Below are 11,359 nucleotides of genomic sequence, written 5' to 3'. Positions count from 1 at the left end.
TGCTCGCCGATCCCGCGATGAAAGACCCGGCCGGCCGCGCGCGCCCGGGCACGCTGTTCGATGGGCTGACGCGAGGCGGTCGGATCAAACTCCCTGCTGCCGAGATTCTCGCGGCGGTTCTCCGGCATTTCGGGCCGATCTGGCCGTCGCGCCTCAGCCTTGGCGGCATGCCGCTCGGCGACACCTGGCGCCACCCGCTGCTGGAGGATGGCAGCGAGACCGGCTCACTGGTTCCTCTCCACAAGCTCTCGCAATGGTTGTCCTACTCGCTGATCGAACCGCTTCAGGCCGCTGGAATCTCCGTGACGGAAATCGACGGCCTCACGGGGCTTGCGGAGTACCGGAATGGCGGCCTGTTTCTGGATGGCGGAGTCATCGTGCCAAAGGATCCTGGCATCCTCACGGCAGCGCATGCTCCGTATTCCACCGTCATCATCGAGTGGCGGGCGCTCACCGTCGCCTTGCTGGATGACATCGCGCCCCTGGTGCGCGAGACTTTGGGGGTTGCCGAGGCGGATTTTCCGCTGGCGCGCGTCCTGGAGGGCGGAACCTGGGCCACGGGCCGCAGGCTCGCCCGCGAGCGCCGCCCCGATGGCAGCCCGCCGCTCCGCATCGTGAGCGACGGCACCGTATTTTGAACGAGGCCGAACAGGGCTCTCCAAGGGGCCCCTCCCAGGCAGGATAGAGGACCATGCAGGGCGTCACGATCGTCAAACACCCCCTCGTGCAGCACAAGCTCTCGCTGATGCGTGACAAGAACCGGTCGACATCGGGCTTCCGTCAGTTGGTGCGCGAGATCGCCATGCTGCTGGCTTATGAGGTGACGCGCGAATTGCCGATGACCACGCAACGCATCGAGACGCCCCTGCAGGCGATGGATGCGCCGATGATCGACGGCAAGAAGCTCGTGCTGGCCCCCATCCTGCGTGCAGGCCTCGCTTTGGCCGAGGGCATGCTTGAGTTGATCCCGGCTGCGCGCGTCGCTCATATCGGCCTCTACCGCGACCATGACACGCTGGAAGCGATCGAGTATTTCTTCAAGGCGCCGCAGGATCTCGCGGATCGCCTGATCATCGTCACGGACCCGATGCTGGCGACCGGCAATTCGGCCACCGCGGCCATCGAGCGGCTGAAGGCGCGCGGCGCGCATGACATCCGCTTCGTCTGCCTGCTGGCGGCGCCGGAGGGCATCGCGCAGATGCAGGCCCAGCATCCGGATGTGCCGATCTGGACCGCGGCAATCGACGAAAAGCTCAACGAAAAAGGCTACATCGTGCCCGGCCTTGGCGATGCCGGCGACCGGATCTACGGCACGCATTGAGGCGGCTTGCGCCCTTTCAAAAGGCGTGGAACTGGGTCTACATTCAAGGCGAAAAGGGCGGCCTTCCCGGCGCCTGCGGAAATCCCGGAGTTCATGAGCATGAGCGAGATCAACAGGCGCGATGCCTTCAGGATTGCGGTTGCGGGCGGGCTTGCGGCGACAACGATCATGGCGGGCAGCGCCGAAGAAGCGCTCGCTGAGGCGGCAAGCCAGGGCGCGCCTCCCACCTTCCGGCTGCTGCTGGTCAACGACATCTACAAGATGGGCGAGGTGGCCGGGAAGGGCGGCTTTGCCCGGCTGGCGGCCATCGCGCGGGCCGAGAAGGCGGGCCCCGTGCCCTGCTTCTATGCGCATGCCGGCGACATGTATTCGCCGTCGCTGATGTCCGGCTTCGACCAGGGCGCGCATACGGTGGAACTCCTGAACGTGGTGCCGCCGGATGTCTTCGTGCCCGGCAACCACGAATTCGATTTCGGCAAGGAGAATTATCTCAAGCGCCGTGCGGAAGCGAAGTCACTGTTCATGGCCGCGAACCTGCGCAACGCGGATGGCTCGCCACTCCCCGGCCATGAGGATCGCAGGATCTTCGAGATGGGCCCGATCAAGCTCGGCGTCTTCGGCGTGGCGCTTGCCAACACGCCGCTGATGTCCTCGGCGCAGGGCTTCACCTTCTCGGATGAAATGGCCGCCGTGCGCGAGCAATCGAAAGCCCTGCGCGATGCCGGCGCGGATATCGTGGTGGCCGTGACGCATACGGATTTCACGCGCGACCTCGAGATCGCGCGCTCGCGCCTCGTCGATGTGCTGCTGACCGGGCACGATCATGATCTGCGCATCTCTTACGACAACCGCGTGGCAATGGTGGAATCGGGCGAGGAAGGCGAATACGTTACCGCCATCGACATGTATTGCATCATCGGCGAGCGCGACGGAAAGCGCAGCGTGACCTGGCGGCCTGTTTTCCGCCCGATCGATTCCGCGCTTGCGGAGCCCGATCCGGCTGCGCTCGCCATCGTGAGGAAATACGAGGCGGACCTGTCGAAGGAACTCGATGTCACGATCGGCACGACTGCCGTGGCACTCGACAGCCGCTCCGCCACCGTGCGCAGCCAGGAGGCGGCGATCGGCAACCTCATCGCCGATGCGATGCGTATCGCCACCGGCGCGGATGTGGCCATCACCAATGGCGGCGGCATTCGCGCCAACAGGCAATACGCCCCCGGCACCGTCCTTACGCGGCGCGATATCCTGTCGGAATTGCCCTTCGGCAACTCGACCGTGATGATCGAGATCACCGGCAAGGACATCAAGGATGCGCTCGAGAACGGCGTTTCGCAGGTGGATAACCGCGCGGGGCGCTTTCCTCAGGTCTCGGGCCTTACCTTCACCTATGATCCGAAGGCGGCCGTGGGCAGCCGCGTGCTCTCGATCGAGGTTGGCGGCAAGCCGATCGATCCGGCCGGAAAATACAGGGTTGCCTCGAACGACTTCATGTTCGGCGGGGGCGACGGCTATGCGGCTTTGGGGCGCGGGCGCACGCTGATCGGCAAGACCGACGGCACGCTGATGGCCAATGTCGTGATGGTGCATGTGCGCAAGCTCGGCACCGTCAACAGCTCGGTCGACGGGCGGATCGTCGCGAAGTAAAGTTCGACGCGCGCCAGATCGGTCGACCTCTTCCCGCCCGCCGGATGCGCCAGTTCCCTCGCCGCTGCAGCGCATGACCCAACCGCGTCAGAAGACGCTCCAGCCTTCATACGGCCCGGCCGGCTTTGTTGTCCGCGTCCGGTTCGAGGCCATCAATCCTCACGGATTTCAACCGGACCCGGCGGGTGCCGATCACTCCGGTGACGCCGCGGCCGGATCGTCCGCGGTCGATGGACGGTGCCATGCGGGACGGAGAGCCCGGAACATCCCGCCTTCGTTAACCGGTCGCTGTAACGAAACAACGCCCGCGTTCGAAACTCTCCAGACAGGCGCCACATCGTTCCGGAATGAAAGAAATGAACCTTGAAGCATTCGGCCGAGCCAAATTTGATGATCCGTTTCTCACAGCCAACGGGCAACGGCGCGCAAGTGTTGCCCTGAAATCGCTCGAAACGCTGTGGTTCAATACGGGAACGCTGTGCAACATCACGTGCCAAAACTGCTACATCGAGAGCTCGCCGAAAAACGACCGGCTCGTTTACCTCTCCCTCGCGGATGTGCGCGACTATCTCGATGAAATCCGCGCCGAGAGCCTGCCTGTGAAGATGATCGGCTTTACCGGCGGCGAGCCCTTTATGAATCGCGATATGCCCGCCATCCTGGAGGAAACCCTCGAACGGGGGTTCGAAGTGCTCGTGCTCACCAACGCGATGCGACCGATGATGCGCTATCAGAAGGCGCTCAGGCGGCTCCAGGCGGCCCATGGAGGCTTGCTGCGGTTCCGGGTTTCTCTGGATGACCACCGGGCGGAAATCCATGATGCTGAACGCGGAAAGGGATCCTTCGCCAAAGCGATGGAGGGGTTGCGCTTCCTCTCCCGCGAGGGCTTCCAGGTGGAGATCGCCGGCCGTCGCCTGAGCAAGGAACCGGACAGCCTGGCTCGAGCGGGTTACAAGGCGCTGTTCCAGACGGAGGGCGTCGCCATCAACTGCGATGATCCGGTTCAACTCGTGATTTTTCCGGAAATGAGCCCTGAATCCGACCCACCGGAAATCACGGAAGCCTGTTGGGGCATTCTCCAAAAGACCCCCGACAATGTCATGTGCGCAACATCACGCATGGTCGTGCGGCGAAAAGGCGAGGATCGTCCCAAGGTCGTTGCCTGCACGCTGATTGCCTATGACGAGCGCTTTGAAATGGGTTCGACGCTCGCCGAGGCCAGCGCATCTGTCGCCCTCAACCACCGATATTGCGCAACGTTCTGTGTCCTCGGCGGCGCGGCTTGTGGAGTGACGAAGGGCTGAAGAGCCTTCTGCCCGCCGCTTACGAAGCCAGTTGACCGTTGCGCATTACCACGGTTCGGTCCGCGAATTCGGCGGCCAGTTCCGGCTGATGTAACGTACAGAGAATTCCAAGACCGCGTGACCGGGCCAGCTCTTGCATCAAAGCGAGCACAAGGCGGGCTGTATCCGGATCCAGACTTGCCACAGGTTCGTCGGCAAGCAGGATCCGACTGTCCTGCATCAGCGCGCGTGCGATTGCCACACGCTGTTGCTGGCCTCCGGAGAGGGTGTCCGCACGCTGGTCACGCTGTTCCGTCAGCCCCACGGAGGCCAGCGCCGCTTCGGCCCTGTCCATCATCACCACCGGATAGATCCCCGTAGCAACGCGCCAGATCGGCAGCTGAGGTAGGGCGGCGGTCATGACGTTGGCAATGGCTGAGCGCCGCCTGACAAGATTGAACTGCTGGAACACCACCCCTATCCGACCGCGCGCTTGGCTAAGCATATCACCACCCAGGCCGCTATAGGCAGTTCCGTCCAACTCGATGAGCCCGGAATCCGGTTCCGTCAGGCCGCTAATGCATCGAAACAAAGTCGATTTGCCCGAGCCGCTGGGGCCGAGAACTGCCACAAGCTCTCCCGCTACGACCTCCAGCGAGACATCCTTCAATGCTTGAAAGTCTCCGTAGCGCTTGGAAAGCCGCGATACCGAAAGAACAGGCGTCATGAGAGGCGCCTCCGGAGCAAGGCGCTCAACTGGTCGATCAGCGTGACCATCACCAGAATGATCACGAGAATGGTCAGCACGCGATCGAACAGCAGCAAATCGACGCTGTTCTTCAGTTCCTGCCCGATACCGCCCGCGCCCACCACGCCCAGCACGGTGGAGGCTCGCACATTGAACTCCCACATATAGAGCAGGATCGAGGAGAGTTGCGGCAGGGCATCGGGCAATTGCACATGCACAAACACCTTCAGACGTCCAGCCCCGCTCATGCGCGCGGCTTCCACCGGGCCCATATCTGTCGTTTCGATGGCCTCCGCCCAGAGTTTCGCAATCGAGCCAGCTGTATGGAGGGCAATGCCGAGTACGCCTGCAAAGGGACCAAGCCCGACGGCTGCAACGAAAATCAGCGCAAAAACGAAGGAATCGATGCCACGCAACGCATTGAGGAGCCATCGCGCTGGAAACGACAGGATCGGCGAAGCTCCGACATTGCGTGCGGCTAGCAGGCAGATCGGCGCGGCAATCACGGCACCAAATGAAACGCCGATGGTTGCCATTGCAATGGTCTCGAGGCCGCGCCGGATGAGAACATCAAGCTCGCTGAGATCAGGCGGCCACGAGCGAGCGATCCACGTGACCAGACGAGGCAAGCCTTCCCATAGGCGTGGGATACTCACCTCCGCCACCAAGAGGCAGAGCGCGTAGAACGCCACTCCGATCAGCAGCATGGGCAGAAGGGCTGCACGCTGGGCCGCGCGGTGCAGAAATCCCGCCTTTCGGTTAAGCGCGGCAGTTGCGACCCGCATAGCCGCTGCTGCTTCGCCATGGGGGTGGTCAGGCGAAGGCTTCATCAGGATTTGGGCTGCAAGCGACCAACGGCGACACCCGCCGCCTCGATCAGCCCATAGGCCTTGTGATCGGCCTGCACCCACCCAGTATAGCGCGGTGGCATGATGGTTCGCGCGTCTTCCTCTGAGATCGTGGTCACAATCTCCCGGATGCGGGCGGTCATTGCGGGATCAAATCCGGCCCGCACAACCAATGGATCATTTGGCAGCGGTTCGGAATGCCAGACGATTTTCACCTCTTCAGGCTTGATCAGGCCGCGATCGGCCATGCTGTTGAAATTGCGGTCGAAGTCAGTGGCGAGGTCCACCTGCCCATTCGCCACGGCCATCACATTGGCGGGGTGGGAAGCCCCATCGCGATACTGGAAGAAGGTCTTCGGATCGATGCCGCGCATCCGGAAATAATGCGTCGGGATCAACCAGCCCGAGGTCGAGCCCACATCTGCAAGAGAGATGCGCAAGCCCTTGGCACCTTCCGGCCAGGAATCAATCGTGAGCCCCGGGCGTGCAAGAATGATCGCGTGATAGAAGGGTCGCCCGTCATATTTCACAGTGGCGATGGCCTGTGCGCCGCCCTGATGATGCGCCAGAACATAGCCCCAGGGACCCATCCAGGCGAGATCGGCCTGCCCGTTGGCCAGGGCGATGGCAATCCCTGCCCAGTCATTCGTGACAACCAGTTCATAAGGCCGACCGAGCCGATCAGCGAGATGCTTGAAGAAGGGCTCGAATGCCTTGCGGGTATCGGACGGCGTAGGTTGGAATGGACCAACAGCGAAGCGCAGACGCGTTTCCTGCGCCCGCAGAACCGGCGGCGCGGCGATCATGGCTCCGGCTGTCAGGCAAAGCATTCGGCGGTTCAGCATCAATGAGCTCCTTGTGAACGATGGGTGGATCGAGCCTTGCCGGTGCCTCGGCATTTTTCGCAAGGCATGGCTTTGTCGATCAGGGGAGATTTCGTCCGGCCCGGTCGTAACGTTACAGCCGCCCGGGACGAATATCGTTCAGATTGATGGAAGAGGTGACCGCATGCACAACCAGAGCTGGCTCCTTTTCGGGGGGCCTTATGGGAATCTTCAGGCAACGGAAGCCTTGCTGACCGAGGCCCGATCACTAGGCATTCCTGCGGAACGCACGCTGTGCACCGGTGATCTCGTGGCTTATTGCGGCGATCCGGTGGAGACCATCGACCTGATCCGCGATGCCGGTATCCCCGTCGTGATGGGCAATTGCGACGAGCAACTGGCAGCGGGCGCTGACGATTGCGGCTGCGGTTTCGACCCGGAAAGCAGCTGCGCTCGTCTTTCCGCGGGTTGGTATGCCTATTCCAATAGTGTCGTTCGCGCCGATCAGCGGGAATGGCTCGCAACCCTCCCCAAGCGGATCGACCTTGAAATCGGGCAGCGGTCCCTCGCTGCAATCCACGGATCGGCGCGCGCCATCAACGAGTTCATCTTTGCCGGAACGCCGGTATCCGCAAAGCAGGATAGCCTGGATGCGCTCGGTTGCGATGGGGTCGTCGGCGGTCATTGCGGCCTTCCCTTCACGGAACAGGTCGGAAATCGGCTCTGGCATAATCCAGGCGTGATCGGCATGCCTGCCAATGATGGAACGACCCGCGTCTGGTTCAGCCTCGTCACCCCGACCGAAAACGGGGTCTGGATTGACCATCGCGCGCTCGGCTATGACCATGAAGCGGCTCAAGCCGCGATGCGCCGGGCAGGGCTGCCCCCCTGCTATCGCGAGGCGCTCGTGACCGGGCTGTGGCCGAGTCTTGATGTTTTGCCGCAGGGCGAACGCGCCATGACGGGGTTCGCCATTCCCCAGACGCGATTTGCCTGGCCAGCCGGCAAGATATCACCGCTCTTCAACGCGGCATGATCACTATCGGAGCGGCAGGACCGTCTGTCGAACGGTCAGTCGCAGATGGAGCCATGTCGTGCGAAACCAGCCATTCCGGCGATACTTCCGCGCGCTGGTGAGAATTGTCACGCCAACCGGTTCGACAGCCAGTCCTGCACGATGGGCCTTGCGCACGAGAAGGTGGTCTTCGCCCTCAATCGCACGCTCATCATATCCGCCGAGCGCGCGAAAGGCGTTCCTTGACAGGCAGAGAGCCTGATCGCCGAAGGGAAGGCCCAAGAGCCGTGACCGGACCAGAACACCCAGTTCGGTGAGGCGCATGAACAGCCCGCCGTCGAAACGCAGGTCAAAACAGAGGGTGGCCTTTTCACGTGGCAGCTTGCCGAGGAGCGCCTGTATCGCTTCCGGTTTGATGCGCGTATCGGCATGAACGAACCAGAAATGCGCCCCCTTGGCGATTGCGGCTGCGTGGTTCATGCTTGTGGCGCGCGTGCCGCCCCGCGCAAGGATGATCTCCACATCGTCCGGCATGGCCGAGAGCAATCCGTGAGGCTCCGCTTCACCGCTTGCCAGGGGAATGATGACACTGATCAGGGGCTCAGGCACCCGCGCCGGTCGCCAGACCGCCAGGGCAACGGGCGTCTTGTGCGGAATTGATGGAACTGCCATTTGGCCTCGCCTGACTTGGTCCTGTCGTGTGATCGCGACAGCCGGCACTGTTTTTCACCCTGTGCCGCTCTCATCGAACCCGCGTGCGGTTGCGATAGAGTTTCGCTGCTCCCGCCGATTCCGTTACAGCCTTTTCTGCCCTGCGCTTGGCAGAAACAAGAACAGCTCGGGCCGGATTCCGTCTCCTGGCCCGGCGTGATGCCGCCAGATTCAAGAGTTCAGCCCAACGCTTTCAAAGATCGGCATGCCACTTTCGCTGCGAGCCCCCCGGCGCAAATCCTTTTACGATTCCAGGGAAGAAGGTCATGATGATCAGCGTTCATCGGACAAATTCCGGTTCGAACCTGTTGCAACCGACCGGACAAACGAAAAAATCGGAATTTCAACACTTCTTGTTGTTGGCCGGTCCTGTTTCTTCCGTCAGGAATGCCGATGCTGCGCCGGGTCAAGACAGGTGAATTCGATCGAAGATCATGACACGGCCTCCCATCATGTCTTCCCGACGATGCCCGGAAAGTGCAGTTCCACGAATCAGGTCTTCTCGATCGGGCGGGGGTCGATCGTGGCATCCGCGGAGCGGAACCGTCACGAAAGGCACACGAAGCCGTGATGGGAAGGCCCCGTAACGGCATTGCCTGGCCCTTCGAAAAAGTCAGCATAGGTCTTGAGTCCGTCCCGGAGTTTCCATGGTTAGTCCTGGTCTGCCGTCGCTGCCGCCGAAGCGCCCTGACATCCGCGGCGATGTCCTTCACGCGGATCTCTGCATCATCGGTGCGGGCTCGGGCGGACTATCCGTGGCGGCCGGCGCGGTGCAGATGGGCGCTTCGGTGGTGCTCATCGAAAAGGCCGAGATGGGCGGGGATTGCCTGAATACGGGATGCGTGCCCTCCAAGGCGCTGATTGCCGCGGCCCATATGGCTCATGCCCATCGGATCGGTGGAAGTTTCGGCATCCATGGCGCAGAGCCGGATGTCCGCTTCCCTGAAGTGCATGAGCATGTCCACGGCGTGATTGGCGCCATCGCGCCGCATGACAGCGTCGAACGGTTCGAAGGCCTGGGAGTCATGGTCATCCGGGCGGCGGGGCGGTTCGTTGATCGGCAAACGGTCGAGGCCGGTGGCCAAAGGATCAAGGCGCGGCGCTTCGTTGTCGCCACCGGCTCGCGGGCGGCCGTGCCGCCGATCAAGGGCCTTGCCGAGGCGGGTTACCTCACCAACGAGACGATCTTCGACCTCAGGGAACGGCCGCAGCATCTCATCGTGGTGGGAGGCGGGCCGATCGGCATCGAGATGGCCCAGGCCTTCCGGCGTCTCGGTTCGGAGGTGACGGTCATCGAGAAGTTCGGGATCCTTGCGAAGGATGAACCGGAGGCGGTGGAGGTCGTCCGCGCTTCGTCGCAGAACGAGGGCGTGCGGCTGGTCGAGAAGGTGGGTGTCAGCGAAGTCCGGCGCGCGGATGGCGCGGTCACGGTCACTTTGGAGGGCGAGAGCGCATATGGCCCGGCGATTTCGGGCAGCCATATCCTGATCGCGGCAGGGCGGCGCCCGAATATCGAGAATCTCGGGCTCGATGCGGCCGGTATTGCCTTCACGCCGGGGGGCATCACGGTCGATGCGCGGCTTATCACGAGCAACCGCAAGGTCTTTGCGATCGGTGATGTGGCTGGTGGACCGCAATTCACGCATATCGCGGGCTATCATGCCGGCATCGTCATCCGGAATGCCCTTTTCGGGCTCCCGGCCAGGGTGGATTACAAGGCCCTGCCCTGGGTGACCTATTCGGACCCGGAACTCGCCCATGCGGGGCTGACCGAGGCCGAAGCCCGCAAGGCCGGCCATAAGGTGGAGGTTCTGGGCTGGACCTTTGCATCGAATGATCGCGCGCAGGCCGAACGGGCGACCGAGGGCCTCGCCAAGGTCATCCTCGGGCCGAAGGGCCGAATTCTGGGAGCGACGATTGTTGGCCCGCGGGCCGGCGAGCTGATCGGCACATGGGGCCTCGCCATCTCCGCCGGGCTGAAGATCGGCGCGATCGCGTCTGCCGTTCTGCCCTATCCCACCCTCTCTGAAATTTCGAAGAGGGCAGCAGGCAGCTACTATACGCCGAAGCTTTTCGGCGCCTTCACCCGCCGCTTGGTCGGGTTTGTGCAACGTTTCCTGCCCTGAAAGAGACCGGCATGGCACTTTCCACTCTCCTGAAAGACCGCCGGCTTTGGCTGGTACTCGCGGCCATCGGGGCATTTCTGTTGCTGCGCTGGTCCGGCCTTGCGAGCTATCTCTCGCTCGACACCCTGAAGACCCACCGCGAAGCGCTGAAGACCTGGGTGCAGGCAAGCCTTGGGCTCGCAAGCCTTGCTTATGTCGCGGTCTATGTCGTGGCTGTCGCCTTTTCCTTTCCGGGCGCCGTGTTCCTGACCCTCTCGGGAGGATTCCTGTTCGGCGCCACGCTCGGAACCCTTCTGACCGTGACCGGTGCCACCATCGGCGCGACGCTGATCTTCCTCTTCGCCAAGGCGCTCCTTGGCGAGAACGCGCTGGATCGTTTCGGAGCGCCGGCGGCGAAGCTGGCGGAGGGCATCCGGCGCAATGCCGGGCCCTATCTGCTCGTGCTTCGTCTCGTGCCGCTCTTTCCGTTCTTCCTTGTCAATCTCGTGCCGGCCTTTGTGGGCGTGAAGCTGCTGACCTATGTGCTCACCACCTTTTTCGGGATCATTCCCGGCACCGCTGTCTTCTCGCTCGCCGGGGCGGGGCTGGGTTCGGTTCTGGATCAGGGGGGTGCCATCACGCCGGGTTCGATCCTGACACCCCAGATCATCGCGGGGCTCGTCGGGCTCGCCGTCCTGTCGCTTGCCGCAATCCCTCTGCGCAAGCGCTTCGAGGGCCGGAATGCGTGAAGACAAATCCTTTGAATTCTGTGGAGATCGCATTCATGCGCAACAGCCCGCCGAAACCTGATCGTCGCCAGGCCCTTGGGCTCGGTGTTTCACTTGGCTTTGTGCTTG

Annotated in this window: 11 protein-coding genes; 7 read left to right on the top strand and 4 right to left on the bottom strand. The window is 62.7% G+C overall.

Annotated features, from left to right (window positions below):
* The 4 genes from ACKODO_RS03960 to ACKODO_RS03945 form a co-directional block, all read left to right on the top strand.
* On the top strand, positions 1-638 hold a 638-nt coding region (locus ACKODO_RS03960), incomplete at its 5' end, for a DUF1688 family protein (protein WP_408982151.1).
* Between the two features lie 53 nt (positions 639-691).
* Positions 692-1,321, top strand: a complete 630-nt coding sequence (gene upp / locus ACKODO_RS03955; protein WP_408982150.1) for a uracil phosphoribosyltransferase — start codon at positions 692-694, stop codon at positions 1,319-1,321.
* 99 nt (positions 1,322-1,420) lie between these two features.
* Positions 1,421-2,968, top strand: a complete 1,548-nt coding sequence (locus tag ACKODO_RS03950) for a bifunctional metallophosphatase/5'-nucleotidase (RefSeq protein WP_408982149.1) — start codon at positions 1,421-1,423, stop codon at positions 2,966-2,968.
* A 356-nt stretch (positions 2,969-3,324) separates the two neighbouring features.
* The gene (locus ACKODO_RS03945; protein WP_408982148.1) at positions 3,325-4,272 is read left to right on the top strand and encodes a radical SAM protein; all 948 of its coding nucleotides are present in this window, start codon (positions 3,325-3,327) and stop codon (positions 4,270-4,272) included.
* Positions 4,273-4,291: 19 nt separating this feature from the next.
* On the opposite strand, the gene ACKODO_RS03940 is transcribed toward ACKODO_RS03945, so the two are convergent.
* The 3 genes from ACKODO_RS03940 to ACKODO_RS03930 are packed head-to-tail and all read right to left on the bottom strand — an operon-like array spanning position 4,292 to position 6,692.
* Entirely contained in the window at positions 4,292-4,978 is a 687-nt protein-coding gene (locus tag ACKODO_RS03940; protein ID WP_408982147.1) for a phosphonate ABC transporter ATP-binding protein, read from the bottom strand.
* Complete coding sequence (phnE, locus tag ACKODO_RS03935; RefSeq protein WP_408982146.1) at positions 4,975-5,784, bottom strand: phosphonate ABC transporter, permease protein PhnE; 810 nt, start codon at positions 5,782-5,784, stop codon at positions 4,975-4,977. The genes ACKODO_RS03940 and phnE overlap by 4 nt, the downstream gene beginning before the upstream one ends.
* 44 nt (positions 5,785-5,828) lie before the next feature.
* Positions 5,829-6,692, bottom strand: a complete 864-nt coding sequence (locus ACKODO_RS03930) for a phosphate/phosphite/phosphonate ABC transporter substrate-binding protein (RefSeq protein WP_408982145.1) — start codon at positions 6,690-6,692, stop codon at positions 5,829-5,831.
* Between ACKODO_RS03930 and ACKODO_RS03925 the strand changes: the two genes are divergently transcribed.
* Positions 6,652-7,707 carry a metallophosphoesterase family protein gene (locus ACKODO_RS03925; RefSeq protein ID WP_408982144.1) on the top strand — a complete coding sequence of 352 codons (1,056 nt, stop codon included), beginning with the start codon at positions 6,652-6,654 and terminating at the stop codon, positions 7,705-7,707. The two genes, ACKODO_RS03930 and ACKODO_RS03925, sit on opposite strands and share 41 nt — an antisense overlap.
* Positions 7,708-7,710: 3 nt before the next feature.
* Here the strand turns inward: ACKODO_RS03925 and ACKODO_RS03920 are convergent, their stop codons facing one another.
* Positions 7,711-8,358 (bottom strand): glycosyltransferase, encoded by a 648-nt coding sequence (locus ACKODO_RS03920; protein WP_408982143.1) that lies wholly within the window; start codon positions 8,356-8,358, stop codon positions 7,711-7,713.
* A gap of 686 nt (positions 8,359-9,044) precedes the next feature.
* Here ACKODO_RS03920 and ACKODO_RS03915 point away from each other — a divergent pair.
* The gene (locus tag ACKODO_RS03915; protein ID WP_408982142.1) at positions 9,045-10,523 is read left to right on the top strand and encodes a dihydrolipoyl dehydrogenase family protein; all 1,479 of its coding nucleotides are present in this window, start codon (positions 9,045-9,047) and stop codon (positions 10,521-10,523) included.
* Between the two features lie 11 nt (positions 10,524-10,534).
* On the top strand, positions 10,535-11,251 hold the full coding sequence (locus ACKODO_RS03910) for a TVP38/TMEM64 family protein (RefSeq protein WP_408982141.1): 717 nt from the start codon (positions 10,535-10,537) through the stop codon (positions 11,249-11,251).
* The last annotated feature ends 108 nt before the right edge of the window (positions 11,252-11,359 follow it).

Origin of the sequence: Rhabdaerophilum sp. (assembly GCF_046092605.1) — a bacterium.
GTDB lineage: Bacteria > Pseudomonadota > Alphaproteobacteria > Rhizobiales > Beijerinckiaceae > Rhabdaerophilum.
Note: the sequence above shows the minus strand (reverse complement) of the source record. Positions and strands in the feature narration are given on the sequence as shown.